Origin of the sequence: Celeribacter arenosi, assembly GCF_039539485.1 — a bacterium.
Classification (GTDB): Bacteria; Pseudomonadota; Alphaproteobacteria; order Rhodobacterales; family Rhodobacteraceae; genus Celeribacter; species Celeribacter arenosi.
Genome location: NZ_BAABDF010000007.1, coordinates 57833 through 77854, shown reverse-complemented (window position 1 = coordinate 77854; position 20022 = coordinate 57833). Strand labels below are relative to the sequence as shown.

Annotated in this window: 24 protein-coding genes; 11 read left to right on the top strand and 13 right to left on the bottom strand. The window is 58.0% G+C overall.

Annotated features, from left to right (window positions below; translation table 11 throughout):
• Positions 1-18: 18 nt before the first annotated feature.
• Entirely contained in the window at positions 19-777 is a 759-nt protein-coding gene (locus ABD815_RS08040; RefSeq protein ID WP_344846117.1) for an SDR family oxidoreductase, read from the bottom strand.
• 66 nt (positions 778-843) lie between these two features.
• Here ABD815_RS08040 and ABD815_RS08035 point away from each other — a divergent pair, with 66 nt between their 5' ends.
• A complete protein-coding gene (locus ABD815_RS08035; protein WP_344846115.1) occupies positions 844-1467 on the top strand; it encodes a TetR/AcrR family transcriptional regulator in 624 nt (207 codons plus the stop codon).
• Here the strand turns inward: ABD815_RS08035 and ABD815_RS08030 are convergent.
• Positions 1456-2274 (bottom strand): sulfotransferase family protein, encoded by an 819-nt coding sequence (locus tag ABD815_RS08030; RefSeq protein ID WP_344846112.1) that lies wholly within the window; start codon positions 2272-2274, stop codon positions 1456-1458. The two genes, ABD815_RS08035 and ABD815_RS08030, sit on opposite strands and share 12 nt — an antisense overlap.
• 142 nt (positions 2275-2416) lie before the next feature.
• Between ABD815_RS08030 and ABD815_RS08025 the strand changes: the two genes are divergently transcribed.
• Positions 2417-3994 carry a DUF5928 domain-containing protein gene (locus ABD815_RS08025; protein ID WP_344846109.1) on the top strand — a complete coding sequence of 526 codons (1578 nt, stop codon included), beginning with the start codon at positions 2417-2419 and terminating at the stop codon, positions 3992-3994.
• A 12-nt stretch (positions 3995-4006) separates the two neighbouring features.
• Positions 4007-4384, top strand: a complete 378-nt coding sequence (locus tag ABD815_RS08020) for an HIT domain-containing protein (RefSeq protein ID WP_344846107.1) — start codon at positions 4007-4009, stop codon at positions 4382-4384.
• 31 nt (positions 4385-4415) lie between these two features.
• On the opposite strand, the gene ABD815_RS08015 is transcribed toward ABD815_RS08020, so the two are convergent.
• The gene (locus ABD815_RS08015) at positions 4416-5351 is read right to left on the bottom strand and encodes an ABC transporter ATP-binding protein (protein ID WP_344846104.1); all 936 of its coding nucleotides are present in this window, start codon (positions 5349-5351) and stop codon (positions 4416-4418) included.
• 180 nt (positions 5352-5531) lie between these two features.
• Between ABD815_RS08015 and ABD815_RS08010 the strand changes: the two genes are divergently transcribed.
• The 3 genes from ABD815_RS08010 to polA all read left to right on the top strand — a co-directional run bounded on the left by ABD815_RS08010 (position 5532) and on the right by polA (position 9120).
• Complete coding sequence (locus tag ABD815_RS08010; RefSeq protein ID WP_344846101.1) at positions 5532-5717, top strand: zinc-finger domain-containing protein; 186 nt, start codon at positions 5532-5534, stop codon at positions 5715-5717.
• A 69-nt stretch (positions 5718-5786) separates the two neighbouring features.
• A complete protein-coding gene (locus ABD815_RS08005) occupies positions 5787-6230 on the top strand; it encodes a globin domain-containing protein (protein WP_344846098.1) in 444 nt (147 codons plus the stop codon).
• A gap of 91 nt (positions 6231-6321) precedes the next feature.
• On the top strand, positions 6322-9120 hold the full coding sequence (gene polA, locus ABD815_RS08000) for a DNA polymerase I (RefSeq protein WP_344846095.1): 2799 nt from the start codon (positions 6322-6324) through the stop codon (positions 9118-9120).
• Positions 9121-9154: 34 nt separating this feature from the next.
• Here the strand turns inward: polA and ABD815_RS07995 are convergent, their stop codons facing one another.
• Genes ABD815_RS07995 through nth form a run of 3 tightly spaced genes read right to left on the bottom strand, consistent with a single transcriptional unit; the run spans position 9155 to position 11303 of the window.
• Positions 9155-9667, bottom strand: a complete 513-nt coding sequence (locus ABD815_RS07995) for an acyloxyacyl hydrolase (RefSeq protein WP_344846092.1) — start codon at positions 9665-9667, stop codon at positions 9155-9157.
• A 9-nt stretch (positions 9668-9676) separates the two neighbouring features.
• On the bottom strand, positions 9677-10663 hold the full coding sequence (locus tag ABD815_RS07990) for an adenosine kinase (protein WP_344846090.1): 987 nt from the start codon (positions 10661-10663) through the stop codon (positions 9677-9679).
• Positions 10656-11303: an endonuclease III gene (nth, locus tag ABD815_RS07985; protein ID WP_344846088.1), complete on the bottom strand. Its 648-nt coding sequence runs from the start codon at positions 11301-11303 to the stop codon at positions 10656-10658. The genes ABD815_RS07990 and nth overlap by 8 nt, the downstream gene beginning before the upstream one ends.
• Positions 11304-11442: 139 nt before the next feature.
• On the opposite strand from nth, the gene ABD815_RS07980 reads away from it, so the two are divergent.
• The 4 genes from ABD815_RS07980 (at position 11443) to ABD815_RS07965 (ending at position 14677) form a co-directional block, all read left to right on the top strand.
• Positions 11443-12120 (top strand): Hint domain-containing protein, encoded by a 678-nt coding sequence (locus ABD815_RS07980; protein WP_344846086.1) that lies wholly within the window; start codon positions 11443-11445, stop codon positions 12118-12120.
• A gap of 72 nt (positions 12121-12192) precedes the next feature.
• Positions 12193-13053 (top strand): methylated-DNA--[protein]-cysteine S-methyltransferase, encoded by an 861-nt coding sequence (locus ABD815_RS07975; protein ID WP_344846084.1) that lies wholly within the window; start codon positions 12193-12195, stop codon positions 13051-13053.
• A 112-nt stretch (positions 13054-13165) separates the two neighbouring features.
• Positions 13166-13801 carry a YiaD family glycine zipper/OmpA-like lipoprotein gene (locus ABD815_RS07970; RefSeq protein WP_344846082.1) on the top strand — a complete coding sequence of 212 codons (636 nt, stop codon included), beginning with the start codon at positions 13166-13168 and terminating at the stop codon, positions 13799-13801.
• A gap of 105 nt (positions 13802-13906) precedes the next feature.
• Positions 13907-14677 carry a FadR/GntR family transcriptional regulator gene (locus ABD815_RS07965; protein ID WP_344846079.1) on the top strand — a complete coding sequence of 257 codons (771 nt, stop codon included), beginning with the start codon at positions 13907-13909 and terminating at the stop codon, positions 14675-14677.
• Positions 14678-14802: 125 nt separating this feature from the next.
• On the opposite strand, the gene ABD815_RS07960 is transcribed toward ABD815_RS07965, so the two are convergent.
• The 5 genes from ABD815_RS07960 to ABD815_RS07940 form a co-directional block, all read right to left on the bottom strand.
• Positions 14803-15375, bottom strand: a complete 573-nt coding sequence (locus ABD815_RS07960; protein WP_344846076.1) for a F0F1 ATP synthase subunit B — start codon at positions 15373-15375, stop codon at positions 14803-14805.
• Positions 15376-15379: 4 nt separating this feature from the next.
• Positions 15380-15934, bottom strand: coding sequence for a F0F1 ATP synthase subunit B' (locus ABD815_RS07955; protein WP_344846073.1), 555 nt, complete (start codon positions 15932-15934; stop codon positions 15380-15382).
• 113 nt (positions 15935-16047) lie between these two features.
• Positions 16048-16284 (bottom strand): F0F1 ATP synthase subunit C, encoded by a 237-nt coding sequence (locus ABD815_RS07950; protein WP_344846070.1) that lies wholly within the window; start codon positions 16282-16284, stop codon positions 16048-16050.
• Between the two features lie 56 nt (positions 16285-16340).
• Positions 16341-17096 carry a F0F1 ATP synthase subunit A gene (locus ABD815_RS07945; RefSeq protein WP_344846068.1) on the bottom strand — a complete coding sequence of 252 codons (756 nt, stop codon included), beginning with the start codon at positions 17094-17096 and terminating at the stop codon, positions 16341-16343.
• Positions 17089-17454, bottom strand: coding sequence for an AtpZ/AtpI family protein (locus tag ABD815_RS07940; protein WP_344846065.1), 366 nt, complete (start codon positions 17452-17454; stop codon positions 17089-17091). Before ABD815_RS07940 ends, ABD815_RS07945 begins: the two co-directional genes overlap by 8 nt.
• Before the next feature lie 210 nt (positions 17455-17664).
• Here ABD815_RS07940 and ABD815_RS07935 point away from each other — a divergent pair, with 210 nt between their 5' ends.
• Complete coding sequence (locus ABD815_RS07935; protein WP_344846062.1) at positions 17665-17994, top strand: ArsR/SmtB family transcription factor; 330 nt, start codon at positions 17665-17667, stop codon at positions 17992-17994.
• A gap of 179 nt (positions 17995-18173) precedes the next feature.
• Here the strand turns inward: ABD815_RS07935 and ABD815_RS07930 are convergent, their stop codons facing one another.
• Both ABD815_RS07930 and ABD815_RS07925 read right to left on the bottom strand, forming a co-directional pair.
• Entirely contained in the window at positions 18174-19025 is an 852-nt protein-coding gene (locus ABD815_RS07930; protein ID WP_486303639.1) for a DMT family transporter, read from the bottom strand.
• Between the two features lie 37 nt (positions 19026-19062).
• Positions 19063-19953, bottom strand: a complete 891-nt coding sequence (locus ABD815_RS07925) for a LysR family transcriptional regulator (protein WP_344846057.1) — start codon at positions 19951-19953, stop codon at positions 19063-19065.
• Between the last annotated feature and the right edge of the window lie 69 nt (positions 19954-20022).

Here is a 20022-nt window from a genome sequence, read left to right as displayed (position 1 = left end):
ATTCTCGTAACCACGTCGCTAGGCCGTCGCACCGCTGTGTGAACCCATAATCCTGTCCGCAATCGCAGGTGAGATGCGCCAGATGCGGTGCAGCAACTTCACCTTTTCGATATAGATCACTTTCTTCCCCTTTTCGACGCCGCGCAAAACATCTCTTGCCGCCGCAGCAGGCGCGTATTTGCGCAAAGGGTCACCCTCGGACAGGGAGGTGTCAACCAGGGTCATCATCGCTTCGCTCAATTGAATGTTCCACCCTTCGGCGACCACCTGATAGCGCAGCGCCTTTGTGAAAATGGAGAGGCCAGCCTTCGTCGCGCAATAGGTCGCGGCGTTCGGGATCGGGCTGAGTGCCAGTCCCGAGGTGATGTTGACGATGACCGCCTCGGGCTGGGCTGACAGGACGGGCAAGAGCGCTGCTGTCAACTGTATGGGCGCGATTAGATTGATCGTCACTTCACGCTCGATACGATCCAGTTTCGTAAGTGGGCTACGGGTCAGAAACGTATGATCCATGATAGCCGCGTTGTTGATAAGGCCCGCACAGTCGGAATGTTCGTCGGCGACCCAGCGGGCAATGATGCGTGGCGTATCCGGCTCTGCGAGGTCGGCAGCCAAGGTCGACACACCTTCCCGTTCGGCCAGCTTTGCCAATGCCGCCTCATCGCGCGCGACAACCAAGACCTCGCACCCCTTTTCCAAGAGACCGTCAACGAGTGCCGCGCCAATTCCGCGTGTTCCGCCGGTCACGAGGATCTTTTTGCCGTCGAGCTTCATCATGCTTGCCTTTTCATTCGTTTAGGCAAAATATGAGCAAATTCTCACATTGATGAAACTCGCATTCCGATGACCCGTCTCGACCACGCCCCACTGCCCAAGAAATCACCGCGTCAAGCGCGCGCGCAGGCGACCTATGACGCGATCCTTCAGGCCGCGGCTCACATTTTGACGGAAGGTGGACCCACGGCTCTGACCACAAATCTCGTGGCAGAGCATGCGGGGGTCTCGATCGGTTCGCTCTACCAATACTTTCCGTCCAAAGAGGCCATCGTTGCCGAATTAATCCGCGACCTGCGCCGACAGATGCTCGACGATATCAGAGGGATGGCCGCATTTGTCGAAGGTCAGCCGTTGCGGTTTGCAGTGGCGCGCATGATCCGCGCCTCCATCCACCACCACGTACACACGCAGGGCCGCGCAGAGGTCCTCGAACAATTGGAACACCACCTGCCCTTCGATACCGAGACCGAAGCGATCAAGACGCAGATCATCGACCTCGTTGCCGCCCTATTGGACAGCCATGGCATCGAACAGCCCCGCCACGCCGCCTTTGATATGATCAACCTTGTGGTGGGAATGGCCCACCCTGCGCTGCACGTGGGTGAAACCGACTACGAAGCGCTCGCCCTGCGGATCGAACGCGCGGCACTCGGCTATCTGGGCCTCAACACTTCCGGCTCAGTCGCCTAGCTTGGCGTGAACCTCATCGAGGTCCACGTCGCCGAGCGGCAGTTTGTTCGCGGGGTTTTCGAAGTCGTATTTGAACAGCTTGAAATCGCGCGAGAAGATTTCCCACATCAGATGCATCGACAGATCGTCGAAGTAATCTTCGATCGGATGTGCCCGTTTGGGACCGTGGCCCTCGCTCTCGTTGAACCGCGGAATCTGTGTGAGGTCGACGGCGTGAGGCGTCTCTATGTTGTCGAGGACCGACTGCATGCCTTCGTTGAATTTCTCGGTGAAGAAGATGTTATCGTACTTCCCGCCATTGGTAATGAAGGTGGACACATGACCCGACATCGCCGACCAGTGGATATCGGGGTCCATCGGGCGGCGGAAACGGATGGTGTCGCGCACGAAGAGCAGGAAGCGCCGGAAGCTGGCGATCTGGTCGAACTCCTGCTTTCCATCATCCCCACCCACTTCAATTCCGTACTGTTGAACAAGCTTGGGGACGAGATTGCCTCTGTAGCGGTTCCCGTTACGTTGAATGCCGCAAATCTTGTCAAAGAACGACGATAGCACGCGGGAGTATGGGTTTCTCACGCAGGTGAATGCGTAGGATTTATGGGACAGCACATTTGCCTCGATGATTGGCTGGCTGTCTTCCTGTGCCCATTTATGGAGGCGCTCTTTGCTGTCGTGTATGTCGCCATCATAGAACTCGCCGTGGTCAGAGAAGTACATGATCTGACCAATCGTGGAGCACGCGCATTTGGGAACGACGCGATAAACGACGCTTTCACTTTCGGTCATCCATGTTCCCGGAAAGCCCATCAGCCGCCCCTTTCAATACACGTAATGGCGCAACATGAGCGCACCGACACGCCCAAATTGCAAATTTTCCTTGTTTATTCAATCACTGGTTACGTTTATATGCACTCAGTCAAGGGCAAAGAGAGAGGCGGAGCGTTCATCCATGGCGAGAATTGCCTTCATCCTTCTGTGCCATAAGGACCCCCAATCCATTATCGCTCAGGCCAATCGCCTGACCGCTGCCGGGGACTATATTTCGATCCATTTCGACGCGCGCAGCGGCGATGCGCCCTATCAGACCATCCGCGCGGCCCTGCGAGAAAACCCCAACGTCACCTTCGCGACAAAGCGGCTCAAATGCGGGTGGGGTGAATGGAGCCTCGTGCAGGCCACGTTGAATGCGATTGAGGCCGCAGAAGACGCGTTCCCGCAGGCGACCCATTTCTACATGGTTTCCGGCGATTGCATGTCGACAAAAACCGCCGAGTACATGCATGACTTTCTGGACCGGCAAGAAGCGGATTACATCGAGAGTTTCGACTTTTTCGACAGTGACTGGATCAAGACCGGCATCAAAAGTGAACGGCTGGTCTATCGCCATTACTTCAACGAGCGCACACATAAAAAGCTGTTCTACGCCTCGATGGATCTGCAGCGAAAACTCGGATTAGAGCGCGAAATCCCGTCCGATATCAGGGTGATGATTGGGTCGCAGTGGTGGTGTCTGCGGCGCGAAACCATCGAAGCAATCCTCAGGTTCACCCGCGAGCGGCGCGACGTTATGCGCTTTTTCTCAACCACATGGATTCCCGACGAAACATTTTTCCAAACCCTCGTGCGCCATCTCGTCCCCGAGGCGCAAATCCACAACCGCACCCTCACGTTTCTGATGTTCACCGACTACGGAATGCCGGTGGTTTTCTACAACGATCACTACGATCTCTTGCTTTCACAGGACTATCTGTTCGCACGCAAGATTTCGCCGGATGCGCATGAGTTGAAAGCACGTTTGGGCGACCTCTACGCGCAGACCGGCGTGGAGTTCCAGCTGTCAAACGAAGGGCGTTCGCTGTTTTCGTTTCTTACCGAACGTGGCCGCATCGGGCGTCGTTTCGCGCAACGGTTCTGGGAGACCGAGAATTCGCTCGGCCGGGATCGTGAACTCCTCATGGTCGTGTGTAAAAAGTGGCACATCGCCAAACGGATCGTATCCCTTATCGAAGAACGCACTGATATTCCCTGTTTCCAGTATCTCTTCAACGAACAGGATACGCCCCTGCCCGATCTCGGGGGGATCGAGAAGAGCCTCGAAAAACGATCCCGTCACCGGCGTGCATGGGTGCGCATGCTGTTCGAATACCATGGCGCGAAACGGATGGTGATCTGCCTCGATAATTCAGGGTTCGACCTTATCGAGGATTTTACCAATGACCGTGCCGCGACCCGCATTCTCGAAATCGATTGCAGCTTCACGGACGACTACCTCATGGGACACGCCAAGCGCACCGGTCTGGCAGGCGACCAAACCCCGCCGGAAGCGTTGGAGCGGCTGCTGCCCACAATCCGCTCTGACATCGAACATGAAACCGACCGCATCCATGACGCAGGTTTCGAGAACCACGAACGCATCTCTGAAACGGCCACGCCGGCCGAAAATGCCGCCGCCGTCGCGCGTTTCCTTGGCGTTGATGAAGCGACCGCGTTAGAGATCGTCCAAACCCCCGATCTGTTTTCTGACTGAGGATTTCCGGACATGCCCTATGAATACGACGACCAGAACATTTTCGCCAAAATCCTGCGCGGTGAAATCCCGTCGACGCCGCTCTTCGAGAGCGAGCACGCCATCGCCTTTGAGGATATCCGCCCGCAACGCAAATCGCATCTTCTGGTGATCCCCAAAGGGCCCTACCGCTGCTACGATCACTTCGTGCAGGCGGCCTCCGCGTCAGAACAACTCGACTTTTTCGCGGCTGTGGCAAAGGTCGCCGCTCAGGCGGGCATCGCCGAAAGCGCGGGCGGCAACGGGTATCGATTGATCACCAATTCCGGACCCGACAGCCTACAGGAAGTGCCCCATTTCCACGTGCACATCCTCGGCGGCGAACCCGTGGGTCCGCTCACCGCATCCTGATACAAATGGCCGCACGGGTTTTACGCGCGGCCTATTTTCCTGAGGTCAGGTCCACGAACACGTCTTCGAGGTCTGGTTCTACCGTCTGCACATCGCCGATGATGACACCTTGATCCTTTACGGCATCGAGAACCTCGTTCGCCGAGGTTTGGCCTTTGGAATAGGAAAATGCCAATCGGCCGTCTTTGCGCCGCTCGAAGACCACGCCCTTTGGCAGGTTGAATGCGTCCGGGGCATCGCCTTCGGGTTCGATCACCAGCGTTTTTGCATCCATGCGCGATATCAGGTTCGCGGTGGTGTCGCGCGCGATCACCTCGCCATGGTTGATGATCGCGATCTCGTCGCACATTTCCTGCGCCTCTTCGAGGTAGTGCGTGGTCAGAATGATCGTCATCCCGCGCTCTTCATTCAGGCGGCGCACGTTCTGCCAAAGCATCTGGCGCAAACCGATATCCACACCCGCAGTTGGTTCGTCGAGCACGAGGATCTGCGGATTGTGGACCAATGCCTTGCCCAAAAGGAGCCTGCGCCGCATCCCGCCCGAAAGTGTGCGCGCATAGGCTTCGGCCTGGTCGCTCAACCCGATCATTTCGAGAATTTCGGCGGTGCGCCGTTGCGCTTTCGGGACACCGTAGAGGCCGGCCTGCACTTCGAGGGCGCCGCGGGGTGTGAAGAACGGATCTAGGTTCAATTCCTGTGGCATGACGCCAATCGCGGCGCGGCTCTGGCGCGGATTTACATCCTGATCAAAGCCCCAAATTTTCACCTTGCCGGAGGTCTTGATCGCCAGTCCGGCCAGAATGTTGATGAGGGTCGATTTGCCCGCCCCGTTCGGGCCGAGAAGGCCAAAAATTGACCCTTGGGGAATGGTCAGATCGACGCCTTTGAGCGCCTCTTTTGGTCCACTGTTGCCCTGAGCGGCGTAGATTTTGCGCAGCCCTTCGATCTCGATAGCACTCGATGTCATGTTCCGGCCCCCTCACCTGACTGCGCGTTCTTGAACCAAACGGGTTTTGACGCGCATCGCCCCTTGCCCGCGCCGCCCGCGCCGTTATCATGCGTCCCTGACTTAGGCCGAGCGGACGGGTTCGGCAACAGTGTAACCCTTTTGCACCTTTGCATCTGACTACAAGCGAGCGAGCAATCCATGACGATCAAAGCCCCCGAATCCGAAGTTGTGTCCAGCTGGAAAGTTGCCTGCGATGGCAGCGAAGGCGCGCTTGGCCACCCGCGTGTCTGGCTCGTCATTCCCCATGACACCGGCTTTGTCGAATGCGGGTACTGTGACAAAAAGTTCATCCACGAATCCATGAAAGACCAAGTGGGCGAATAATCCCGGTCGCCTTGGGAGATTCTTAACGCGTTGAGCCCAGATTGAGGACAACGCGCGAAAGGACCCTCCATGCCGACACCTGAACAGATCGCCCTCGTTCGCGACAGCTACAAAGCCGTCATGGCCACGCGCCCCGAACTGGTCGAAGATTTCTACACGCGGCTATTCGTGACCCAGCCGAGCCTGAAACCCATGTTTCCACAGGACATCACCGGACAGGCGATGAAAACCGAGGCTACGTTGCAATTGGCGATTCTATCGCTCAGCGCACCTGATGCTCTCATTGGCCCTCTTCGCGACCTTGGCCGGTATCATGCAGGTGTCGGCGTGCGGGACGGGATGTATCACACAATGTGCGAGGTCCTCATGGACACGCTTGCCGCCCAGGCAGGCCCGATCTGGACCCCCGAAGTGTCTCAGGCATGGGGAAAAGTCCTCGCCTTTGTGACCAACACGATGATCGAGGGCGCCCATGGCGATCATAGTGACGAGGCCGCGCCGCTGATTGCGTAACCCGAAAGCCGCGCAAAAGATGTATGAACGCTTGAAGCCCCGACAGCCCCCTTTATGATCGCGCGAACTTAGCGATTGTGAAGGGGCGGACATGACATTCGGCAAGGGGCATCATCTCCACCTGATCGACGGATCGGCGTTTATTTTTCGCGCCTATCACGCTCTGCCCCCTTTGACGCGCAAATCCGATGGTCTGCCTGTTGGGGCGGTCTCGGGCTTTGTGAACATGCTTTACCGCTATATCGAGGCCAACACAGGCAGTGACGCGCCAACCCATGCCGCGGTGATTTTCGATTACTCTGGCAAATCGTTCCGAAACGACATTTTCCCCGCTTACAAGGCCAACCGCCCCCCCGCGCCAGAGGACCTCGTCCCGCAATTTCCGCTGACCCGTGATGCAACGCGCGCGTTCAACGTGTCCTGCATTGAGGTGGAAGGTTTCGAGGCGGACGACATCATCGCCACCTTGTCGTGTCAGGCCCGCGATGCCGGTGGCAGCGTCACGATCATCTCGTCGGACAAAGACCTGATGCAACTCGTCGGAGACGGCGTCGAGATGCTGGACCCGATGAAGAACAAACGCATCGATCGTGAAGGCGTCGAGGAGAAATTCGGCGTCGGTCCCGAACGGGTGGTCGATGTGCAGGCGCTGGCAGGTGATTCTGTCGACAACGTGCCCGGCGCGCCCGGAATCGGGATCAAAACCGCGGCGCTTCTGATCAACGAATACGGTGATCTGGAAACCCTGTTGTCGCGCGCTGAAGAGATCAAACAACCCAAACGACGCGAAGCACTGATCAACAACGCCGAGTTGATCCGGATTTCACGCGATTTGGTCAAACTCGACTGCGACATGGATCTCGACTTCACGCTCGATAGCCTTGAGGTTCGCGAACCCGATCTCGACACGTTGTTGGCGTTCCTTGCCGAGATGGAATTCCGCACCGTCGTCAAACGCGTCTCTGAACGGTTCGGCGTCGAAGCGCCAGCCATCGACGATACGCCGCAGGCGGGCGCGGACACGCCCGCCGCGCCCGAAGAAAAACCGTTCGACGTGAGTGCTTATGAAAAGGTCTCGACCATGGGCGCGTTGGAGCGGTGGATCGCCGCCGCCTATGAGCGCGGCTATGTCGCTGTCGACACGGAGACCACCGGTCTCGATACGATGACGGCTGATCTGGTCGGGATTTCGCTTTGCGTAGAGGCAGGTCAGGCCTGTTACATCCCCGTCGGTCATACGCTGGGTGACGACGATCTGTTTGGCGGATCGGCATTGGTTGACGGCCAACTCGACAAACAAATGGTGCTCGACGCCCTGCGCCCGATGCTTGAGGACGAAAGCATCCTCAAAATCGGCCAGAACATGAAATACGACGCCAAGATTTTCGCGCGTCACGGCGTGAACGTCGCCCCCACAGATGACACTATGTTGCTCTCCTACGTTCTGCATGGCGGTCTACACGGCCACGGCATGGACGCGCTTTCGGAGCGCTATCTGAACCACGTGCCGATCCCGACAAAGGATCTGTTGGGCTCTGGAAAGTCGATGATTACCTTTGACAAGGTCGACCTCCAAAAGGCCGTCGAATACGCCGCCGAAGACGCCGATATCACCCTGCGGCTCTGGCAAGCGTTCAAGCCTCAGTTGCACGTTGAAAAAGTGACGACGGTCTATGAAACGCTGGAGCGCCCGCTTTCGCCGGTGCTCGCGCAGATGGAAATGAACGGCATCAAAGTGGACCGCGATGTTCTCTCGCGGATGTCCAACACCTTCGCGCAGAAAATGGGCGGGCTTGAGGCCGAAATCCACGAACTCGCGGGCGAGAATTTCAACGTTGCCAGCCCCAAACAACTTGGCGAAATCCTGTTTGACAGAATGTCCCTTCCCGGCGGCAAAAAGGGAAAAACCGGCGCCTATGCGACCGGTGCGGATATCCTCGAAGACCTCGCCAGTGAAGGTCACGACCTCCCCGCCCGCGTGCTTGATTGGCGGCAACTCGCAAAGCTGAAATCAACCTACACGGACGCGTTGCAGACCTTTATCAACGCCGAAACAGGGCGCGTGCACACGTCTTACCTGCAGACCGGTGCGGTCACGGGACGCCTCGCCTCCTCCGATCCGAACCTGCAAAACATCCCCGTGCGTTCCGACGAAGGCCGCCGCATCCGCGAAGCCTTCATCGCTGAACCGGGAAAAAAACTTGTCTCGCTCGACTATAGTCAGATCGAATTGCGTATTCTGGCCCATGTTGCAGGTATCGACAGTTTGAAACAGGCGTTCCGCGACGGCCTCGACATTCACGCCATGACCGCCTCCGAGATGTTCAACGTCCCCATCGAGGGTATGGACCCCATGGTGCGCCGCCAAGCCAAGGCGATCAACTTTGGCGTCATCTACGGCATTTCCGGTTTCGGCCTTGCGCGCAATCTGCGCATCCCGCGCGCCGAGGCGCAGGGGTTTATCGACCGATATTTCGAACGTTTCCCGGGGATCAAGGAATACATGGATGAAACGGTCGCCTTCGCGAAGGAACACCTACGGGTCGAAACCCTGTTCGGTCGCCGCATCCGTACACCTGAAATCAACGCAAAGGGCCCGCATGCCGGATTTGCCAAGCGCGCCGCCATCAACGCACCGATCCAGGGAAGTGCCGCCGATATTATCCGCCGCGCCATGATCCGCATGCCCGATGCGATCGCTGGAATGCCCGCGAAAATGCTTTTGCAGGTCCACGACGAATTGATTTTTGAAGTTGATGAGGACGCCACCGATCGTGTCATCGCGCGCGTCAAGGAAGTGATGGAGGGCGCAGCCGCACCCGCGGTCCACTTGGATGTGCCAATCGAGGTGGATGCGGGGATCGGCGACAATTGGGCCGAGGCGCATTGATGGAACCAGTGCTTAGACCTTTACGTATCTCGGCCTAATTGATTGGCACCGAAACCCGCAGTTGCAGCGTTTCCAATCCGGGGTTCACAGGCTCGATATCGGCGTTGGAGCGGTGATCAAAATATGCGCCAACGCGCCACCCATTATCGAACTCATAACCGACTTCGACGCCCGAGCGGAATTCCAACGGCGATCCCAAATTGACACCATTGCCATTGGCGTAGAGCCCCGCCATGAGGTGCAATTCGACATAGCCGTTCCCGAATTGCTCGTCCCATGCCGCGCCCGCGCCGACCCATGCAGACGCATCATCGGTCAAAGATACGCCAAAAACCGGCTGAAACGGCCCGAAGGTGCCCGGAGCATCGTAACGAAGGTAAATTTCGGAGCCGATTCCGTTCCCGTCGAAAATCACATTGCCGAAGGCCACGCCAAAGCGTGCGGGAGCGTCGCCTTGTGCAAAGCAACCCTCAGGCTCGCCACAGTAATTAACACCCATATCCAATAGGCCAGCGACGAGAAAAGCCGCTGCGAGTCCGCCATCCATTCTGAGCTCCTAGATCAAACCTTTTTCACGGAATAGCACCTTTAAATCCGTCTCCGGACGCGGGCCGATGTGCGAGATTACCTCTGCCGCTGCCGTGATCCCCATGCGTCCGCAGGTCGCAAGGTCCTGCCCCGTCGCGTAGCCGTATATGAAACCGGTCGCGAACTGATCACCTGCGCCGGTGGTGTCGACAGGGACCACGCGTTCGACGGGCACCACAACTTCTTCGTCGCCGCGCACCAACACAACATCCGATCCAGACCGCGTGCAAACCACAAGCCCGCATTCGCCCGCCGCAGTTTCCAAGGCCGTAGAGAGATCGGCCTGATACAGGCTTTCCCATTCGTGTTGGTTGCCGATGACGAAATCCATTTCCTTTACGAACTTGCGGAAGTCATTGCGATGGCGGTCGACACAAAACGGGTCCGAGAGCGAAATCCCGACCTTTCCTCCAGACCCCTTTGTAAGGCGCGCGGCCTCGTCAAAGGCGCGTTTTCCTTTGTCCTTGTCGTAGAGGTAGCCCTCTAGAAACATGATCTCCGTGCCTTCTGCCACCGATGCGTTCACATCCTGCGAAGAAATTTCCGATGAGATTCCCAGATAGGTATTCATTGAACGTTCGCCATCGGTTGAGACGAAAATCATCGACCTGGATGTCGGCAGATCGCCCCCTTCGATGGGTGCATTGACGAAATCGGTGCCGTCACGCTCCATCTCGGCCGCGTAGAACCGGCCCAGAGCGTCGTCATGCACGCGACCAATAAAGCCCGTCGTCAGACCCAACATTCCAAGCCCCGCGAGCGTGTTGGCCACCGAGCCACCGGGCGCCTGCACGCGGTTCGTCATCGCCCCGTAGAGCATTTCACCACGGTTGCGTTCGACCAGTTGCATGATGCCTTTCTCGATCCCCATGAGGTCGAGGAAGCTGTCGTCGGCTTGTGAAATTACGTCCACAATGGCGTTGCCAATACCGACAACCTGAAAACTCTTAGTCAAAATTCTTCTCCTCGAAGGCACATAAGTCGCGGATCAGGCAGGTGGCGCAAAGCGGCTTTCGCGCCTTGCACACATAGCGCCCGTGCAAAATCATCCAATGGTGCGCGTGTTTTTGGAACTCGGCGGGAATGTGGTCTTCAATCGCGCGTTCGACGGCGACGACATCCTTGCCGACCGCTACGCCGGAGCGATTGCCGAACCGGAAAATATGGGTGTCCACCGCCTGCGCGGGGAGGTGAAACCACATGTTGAGAACCACGTTCGCCGTCTTGCGGCCCACACCCGGCAGGCTTTCAAGAGCGGCGCGCGAAGACGGCACTTCACCGCCGTAATCCTCAACGAGGATTTTCGACATCTTGATGACGTTCTTCGCCTTGTTGCGGTACAGGCCGATGGTCTTGATGTGATCGATCAGGCCCTCTTCGCCCAGGTCGAGCATCTTCTGGGGGGTGTCTGCGATGGTGAACAACTCTTTGGTCGCCTTGTTCACGCCGACATCTGTCGCCTGTGCCGACAGCGCGACGGCCACCACCAAAGTGTAGGCGTTCACATGATCCAACTCGCCCTTCGGCTCGGCTTCGGCCGCGCGAAATCGCGTGAAAATCTGGTGAATCGTATGATAATCGAGCTGTGCGGCCATGGCGTCTCTATGCCTTCTCACCGCCCGCGCGGCAAGGCAGCGATTTTCATAAAAGTCGAAACACCTAGGGCGGCGCGATTAACTCCCCCTTTAGCAGCCTCGTCCACATTCGTGAGAAAGCCGATGTGGAGTGACCCAAATGACCCCCTTTCCGAACATGGGCCTAGCCCAACCCGAACAGGACGAAGACCCAAACCCTTCGCGCGCCAAAGGCAATTGTGTCGGCATCGGCTCCGGTGTCATGGTCGCGACGACGGACGGGCCTCAGCCGGTCGAATGGCTGCGTGCGGGCGACCTTTTGATGACCCGCGATCACGGCTACCAACCGTTGCGACGGGTTTGGAAGACGGAGATACCGGACGATCAGCGATTGCAGATCATTCACGCCGGTTCTCTCAGCCATGACATGCCGAGCATGAATTTGGCTGTCGGACCCGATCATGGCCTACTCATGTCGGGCGCAGAAATCGAAATCCACTTCGGCGAAGAAGAGGCGCTCGCCCCTGCTGCCTGCCTCGGCACCCCTGACACGCGGGAAAACGATCGCCGCTCGGTTTGGCCCGCCCCGAATACGTCTCTTTACCAACTCTTGCTCGACGATCATGAAATCATCCTCGCCGAGGGCGTGTGGATCGAAAGCTTCCGCATCGACGACGCCAACTTTGCAGACCATGACGAGGAAACGCGCGGCGCGTTAGAGGTACTCCTCGGTGATCGCATCGGTGCAATGGAGGCGGCGCGGCTGTGCCTGACACGTGACGAGGCGCGCCTTTTCAAACCAATGGAAACCACCACCAAAAGCCAACGCATTGCATAAACTGCAAAGCACCAAGTTTCGGGTCGGCTTGGATCACTGTGCGCGATAGATTACGGGCAAAGGAGATATCCAATGTCCGCACCTGCGCTCTCCGTAGAGGATCGATACCACTACAATGTCATTCGCCGCGCGATCGATCTAATCGATGACGCGGAAGCTCCCCTGTCGTTGGACGAACTCTCATCCGCGCTCGGGATGAGTCCGTACCATTTCCAGAAAACCTTTTCTCAATGGGCGGGCGTCTCACCCAAACGGTATCAGCAATATCTCACGCTCGGCCATGCCAAGACCCTTTTGGCCCAGAGCCACACGATGCTCGACGTGGCTGGCGCGACGGGACTTTCGGGAACCGGCCGGCTCCACGACCTGTTCGTGCGATGGGAGGCGATGACACCCGGTGAGTTCGCTCGTCGGGGCGCGGGCGTGACAATTGCCTACGGCTATGTGGACACACCATTTGGCGACGCTTTGGCGATGGCGACGCAGGTGGGGTTATGCGCGCTCGCCTTTACTTCCGAGACAACGCGCGATGCGACCTACGCCGAACTTACGGATCGCTGGCCGCAGGCGCAGTTTGTCGAAGACGCCGTTCGATGCCGCGCTCTTGTCGAAAGCGCTCTGGGTGGGGGCCGCACGCCGCTCCATGTCATCGGCGCTCCGTTTCAGATCAAGGTATGGGAAGCTCTCCTCTCCATACCGGATGGCACTGTGACGACCTACGGCGATGTCGCCGCCGCCATCGGATCACCGGGTGCCGTGCGTGCGGTGGGAACGGCCGTAGGGCGCAATCCGATCGGTTTGCTCATTCCCTGCCATCGCGTTTTGCGCAAATCCGGCGCGCTTGGCGGATATCACTGGGGCCTACCTGTCAAACGCGCCATTTTGGCCTATGAAAGCGCGCGCCACGATACAGGCCATGCCGGTTCGCGTTAGGCAGGAAGCTGCCACATTCACGTGATCGAAATGAATCTCCCGTGCGCATGCAACTAATCGGGCGTAAAAGCGTTAATAGAGAGCAGAATTTATCAAATATGAGGCCTGACTAATGTCGCGCACCTTCCTATCCCTTTCGCTGGCAGCCACCGTCGCACTTGCGGGCTGCACGACCTATGACCCCGATAGCAAAGCCACTCAGGGCGCTGTCATCGGCGGCGTGACCGGTGCTATCGCTGGCCTCGCATCCAATGACCGCAGCACCGGCAAAACAGTCGTGCTGGCCGGCATCGGCGCGGCCGTGGGCGGCGCGATTGGACAATCGCTCGACCGTCAGGCCGCCGATCTGCGTCAGGACCTCGGCAATGATAACGTGAAAATCGTGAACACCGGCTCCGAACTCATTGTCACCATGCCCCAAGACATCCTGTTTGCGACCGACAGTGCCGTTGTTGTCGCCTCGCTGCAGCAGGATCTGCGCGCGCTTGCCTATAACCTGCGCGACTACCCCAACACCACGGTTGAGGTTGTTGGGCATACCGACAACACCGGTTCCGCGACGTATAACCAAGAGCTTTCGACCCGCCGTGCGTCGGCTGTGGCGACCGTGCTGACCGCAAACGGCGTTGCGCCAAACCGCGTTCGGGCATTTGGCCGTGGCGAAGATGCGCCGGTTGCGACCAATCTTACCGTCGACGGTCGTGCCCAAAACCGTCGCGTTGAAATCGTGATCACGCCGATCACCTGATTTTACCAAACGCTGAATAATGGAAACGGGCCGGGCGACCGGCCCTTTTTTCATGGCATGTCGCAATCTGCGGTAATATGATTTTACCAATTCGCGCGAGGGCCCATGCCGTTTCAAAAAGTGCATTCCGAAAAACTAAGTGCTGCCGTTGTGCGCCAGATCGAGCTTTTGATCCTGCGCGGCATCCTGCGACCCGGTGAACGTCTCCCAGCCGAACGGGACTTGGCGGAACGTCTCGGCGTGTCGCGACCCTCACTGCGGGACGCCATCGCGCAGCTGACCCAATCCGGTCTTCTGGACACCCGCGCCAATGCCGGAATATTTGTGGCAGATGTGTTGGGCTCTGCCTTTTCACCTGCCCTCACCCGTCTCTTTGGTAGCCACAATGAGGCCGTTTTCGACTACATCGACTTTCGTCGAGACATGGAGGGATTGGCCGCCGAACGTGCCGCGCGCGCCGCGTCCGATACCGACCTGAAAGTCATTGCGCAGATTTTCCAGAAAATGGAGGCCGTCCATCCCAAACGTGACCCCTCCGACGAGGCGCGGCTGGATGCCGAATTCCACCTATCCATCATCGAGGCGAGCCATAACGTCGTCATGCTCCACATGATGCGTTCGATGTTCGACTTGCTGCGGGAGGGTGTTTTTTACAACCGCTCGGTGATGTTCAAACAGCGCACCAACCGCGCAGACCTTCTCGGGCAGCACCGCGCCATTAACGACGCCCTGCAGGCTCGTGACGCCGCTGCAGCCCGCTCTGCGGTCATCGACCATCTAACCTATGTCGAGGATGCCCTGCGCGCGCAGTTTGCCTCCGACGAACACGAAGAAATCGCCAAGCTCCGTCTCGCGCATGAGGCCGAACGCGACTGACGCACAGCACTTCAAATGGCCCTGATCCAAAGAACTAAGATCACTCCGGTAGACTGGCGCACAAAAAAACCTGCCGAGGTTTCCCGCGGCAGGTTTTGTGATTTCGTTCGCATCAATGATCGCGCTTAGTGGAGTTTGGCCCCGACTTCGGCGATGGAAGCATCGATCAGATCGTTGCCATTTGCAGCAGTCATCTTTTTCGAGATGACGTCGGCAGCGGCGGCAACGGCAACCGAAACGGCTGTGTCACGGACTTCCTTGATCGCGCTGGCCTGAGCAGATTCAATCTGATCCTGCGCGGAGGCGAGGCGGCGTGTGATGGACACTTCAATGTCAGCCTTGGCCTTTTCGGCGGCAGCTTCGGCGTCAATCTTGGCCTGACGCACGATGGCGTCTGCTTGATCCTGCACTTCGAGGCTCTTGCGTTCGTAGGATGCGAGGATCGACTGGGCTTCTTCGCGCAATGCACGGGCTTCGTCGAGTTCGCTACGGATACCTTCAGCGCGCTTGTCGAGCATGCCGGCGAGCATGCCGGGAATGCCGAAATAGATCAGCACGGCGATGAACAGCAGGAAACCCAACAGCACGACGAGGTTTGTGTTGTGCAGCGACCAGAACGCGCCGGAAAGCGGGTTCGTGGACGCGGCCAACGCAGGCGTTGCAGCGGTGAGGGCGATAAGGGCTACGAGTTTTTTCATGTCCTTATCCTTTCAGGCGCGCATTGATAGCTGCGGTGATCGTGCGTGCATCGGCAGAGCTGCCGAGAGCCGCAATGATTTCCTTCGCAGTATCGTTGGCGACTTCTTTGACGCTTTCGATGGCACCGTCGCGGATCTCTGCGATCGCTTTCTCGGACTCGGCGGCTTTGGCGGCGATCTGTGCATCGGCTTTCGCCGTTGCGACGTCCAGTTCGGCCTGAATACCCGCGCGGGTTTCGAGCGAAATACGGTGAGCTTCCGCTTTGGCTTCGGCCAGGGCAGCGTCATATGCCTTTTCGGCATCGGCGGCCTTGAGCTTGAGCTCTTCAGCGGCAGCAATATCATTCATGATTGTGCCGGAACGCTCTGCAAGCACCGAAGAGATGCGCGGCAGGGCGATTTTCGACAGCAAGAAGTAGATCACGACGAGCGTGACCAAAAGCCAGAAAATCTGGTTCGGGAAGGTGGCGATGTCCAGCTGCGGCATGCCAACCGACTCGGCGGCGCCGTGGGCAACGTCTGCAACTTGGGTGTCGGCCCCGTGGGTTTCTGTGGCCATCTTGTCCTCCTGGATCTGACTCGTGTCTTCCGGATGAACCGGAAGAACTCCTGATTACGCGTGGGTGGAACGCGATGTGCGTTCCACCCAGCCGTAAGGATGGAGTGTTCGGATCAGACGGCGAACATCAGCAGAAGTGCAACGAGGAACGAAAAGATCCCTAGAGCTTCTGCGAAGGCCATGCCGATGAAGAGGGTCGCGGTCTGGCCGGAAGCAGCAGACGGGTTGCGAAGGGCGCCGGAGAGGTAGTTACCGGCAACGGTGCCCACGCCGATAGCGGCTGCACCAGAACCGATGCCAGCCAGACCGGCACCGATGAATTGACCCATGTTTGCGATATCGCCTTCCATTGTATTTTCTCCTTACGTTGGATTTGGCAGTAGATTTGGTATTCGGTTCCTGCGCCTCAATGAGACGGATGCAGTGCATCCTTGAGGTAAACACAGGTCAGAATGGTGAACACGTAGGCCTGGATGAACGACACAAGCAGTTCGAGACCATACATGGCAGTGATCGCGACCACAGAAACAGGCGAGATCACGGCAATTGCAGCGAAGCCAGCGAACACTTTGATCACGGCGTGGCCGGCCATCATGTTGCCGGCAAGTCGGATCGAGTGGCTCACAGGCCGCACGAAATAGGAAATCAGTTCGATAATCGCGAGCACGGGACGCAGCGCCAGTGGCGCGGATTTGACCCAGAAAAGCTCGAGAAACTTGGTGCCGTTTTTCACGAAACCCAGAACCGTCACGAATACGAACACCAGCATGGCGAGAACGGCCGTTACGGCGATGTGTGTCGTGGTGGTAAAGGACATCGGCAGAAGGCCGAGCGTGTTGGCGAAGACGATGAAAGAGAACAGCGTCATGATGTAGGGGAAGTAGCGGATGGCGTCTTTACCAGCCACATCTTCAACCATCTTATAGACGAAACCGTACATCAGCTCTGCAACGGACTGGATGCGGCTTGGCACGATTGCGCGACCGCGGGTGCCGATGACCAGAAGAGCGATGACGCAAAGAACGGAAATTGCCATCCACAGCGTCACGTTGGTGGGCGTGTACCAATGAACCGCGCCATCACCAAAGAGCGGTTTGACCTGAAACTGGTCCATCGGGTGGAATACAAGACCGCCTTCCGAGCCGTGCGCTTCTTCAGCCATTTTCGTCCCTCATTTCGTTTGCGGGCGTTCCCGCGTTTTTCTCTGCTGCGACCTCGGCCGCGTGCTGCTTTTGGACTTCGTTCGCTGTGCGCATCATCGTTTTGATGCCAGCTGTAAACCCCAAGCCCACAAATATGATCATCAGGAACGGGGTTGTGCCCAACAGGCCATCCAACCCGAACCCGACGCCAAAACCGATCCCGAGACCGGCCACTAATTCAATCACCATCCGCCAGGCCATATTCGCCTGAGAAAAGTGTTCTTCGCCCCGCGTGGTTTTCGGCTCCTGCGCCTTTTTCGCCTTTGACAGTCGCTCTTCCAATTCACGCAAGCGCGCCGGATCATGCGGTTCTGTCATGGGCGAAAACCCCCTCGGATCGTTCCGGCGCAAACTATGCGCGGGCCCGATCCGAGTCAACTGACCTGACGAATACTTAACTAGCTGATTTAATTGTGTTTAGCGCAAAACCCGTTGGCGCGCGATCTTCGCCGCAGGCCCGAAAAGTGCCCTGCGCTATATTCAACCAAATGGTTGACCAACGCAGGGAACCATCCTAACGCTCCGTGGATGGCCCACGATCTCGATCATGTCTTTTCAGCGCTCGCCGATCCCACGCGCCGCGCGATCCTCGAAATGCTCCTCGAGGACGATATGGCCGTGACCGATGTGGCCGAGCCGTTCGAGATGTCGCTGGCCGCCGTTTCCAAACATCTCGCGATCTTGACCCGTGCAGGTTTGATCCATCAGGAAAAGCGCGGGCGGCTGAAATGGTGCAAACTGGACCCCGACGCGATGCGCGCGGCGTCGGTGTGGATGCAGGGCTTTGGCCAATTCGAGGCGCTCGATCTCGACGGGCTGGAACGATTTCTGGCGCAGGAACTTGGCGACACGGCATAAAAATGGCGCGCAATCACGGGTGATCGCGCGCCTATTCGCCAACCCTGTGCGGGTTCAGAAAACAAAGGCGATAATAGCGCCTACAACGACCACTAGGCCGACGAGATAAATGATGTTGTGCATGACAACCTCCTGTCTGTTGGTTGCTGTATCAACGCACACACCTGCGGTTTTGTTCCCTAGCCTTCGTGTTTGAGCAACATGTAGAGGGCGAGAATGGTGAGAGCGATTCCACCGAATATCATTGCCGGTGGCACCCCGTGGCCCAGCGCGATCTCCCAAACGATAACCCAGGACGGCGTTAAATAGGTGTAGGCCATGACCTTTGCCGAGGCCAATCGAACAGACGCAAAGGCCAAAAGCGACGCAGTGATAGTGGTTGCCACAAACGCCAGATAGCCCAGCGTGATCCATACAATCGGAGGCAAAGCGGCCCAATCCGTCGCGATCACATCGCGCCAGCCAAAGAGGCCAATGACCACTGTTGCTGAGGACAGCACGAAAAAGGTGAATACAAAGGTACGCTCACCCCGACTGAGGCGCGGCACCAGTGGCGTGTAAATCGCGTGGGCAATCACCCCAATAAAGTAGATCCGCTCACCACGCCCGATCTCAAAAGCAAGCAATGCGGACAGGTCGGCGCGAAAAATCACCCAGAGTGCCCCCACCGCCCCGATCGCCAGCGCCACCGCAATCCGGCGCGTCGTGATCTGACGCATGATAAGATACCCGAATCCCGCAGCGAGCAGCGGGGTGAGCGTGAAAACCGCAGCGGTGGACACCGGCGTCGCGGTTTTCAGCCCCTCGAACATCATCACGAAATAGAGCGCGAAGAGACCGCCCAGCACCACATAGCGCCACGGTGCGCGCCACGCCTCACGCGGGATTCCCCCCGTCGCCATCGCGAGCGCGCCAACGAGGGCCGACGCCATGACAAACCTGACCGCATTAATGGCCAGCGGTGAAATATGCCCCGCGGCCATGGAACCGAGCGAAAATGATCCCGCGACGAGACCGGAGAAAGCAAACATCGCGATATGGCCCCTGCGACGCTGTTCGCGTGCCACGTCAGTCTTCACTGAACAGATCTTTCGTCGCGGCTTTTAGATAGGTCAGAAAGGCCTGCACTTTCGGAGTTCGGTGGAGGTCCACATGTGTCACCAGCCAGTTTTGGCTTTCCCATTCGGGTCGTGGCGCAACAACCTGGACGAGGCCGCTGCACTTTGCCGCCTGCCATGTGGGCATGAACCCCATGCCGATTCCGGCGAGCACCGCCTCTTTGAGTGCGTTGGCATCCGTGGTCTGGAACACAATCCGATTTGGCGTCACATTCTCGCGCAGCCACAGCATAAAGGGCGCGCGGCTTTGAACATCGTCATGGGCGATAAAGCGCGCCTCCTCCCAGACCCGATCCGGCGCCGGCAGCCCATGGCGTTCGACATATTTGTCGGATGCATAGAGGCCGATCTGATGGGTGTGAAACGGCTGGACGACATTGTCGGGTTCTTGGGGTGGCTTACCGGCCCGGAGCGCGACATGCGCCTCGCCGTATTCGAGACGGAACACCCGCTCATCGGCCAAGTAGCGCACGAGAACGTCGGGATGTTCGGCCTGAAACTCTGCGATTACCGGCGCAAAGGCTTCGGCGATACCCGACAAGGCGGTAATCACCAGCTCACCACTGATCGCCGTCCCGCGTCCTTTGATACGTGAGACGAGTTGGGAAAACTGTTCGTCCGTGGTTTGCGCAACCAGGAGCAAATCGGATCCCGCTTCTGTCGGCGTATAGCCGCGTGCGTGACGCTGAAACAATTTAACACCCAGATTGGATTCCAGCGCGTCGATGTGCCGGATTACCGTGGCATGATGTACGCCCAACACCTGCGCAGCGCCCGACACAGTGCCCAGTCGGGCGACTTGATAGGCGGTACGGATTTCGTCCCAGTTTTCGACTGACATATGTGCACCTGCGAACAATTTTGCGCATCTAACTCCACGTCTGCGGATTGGTGCAAGTGCCTAGTCGCG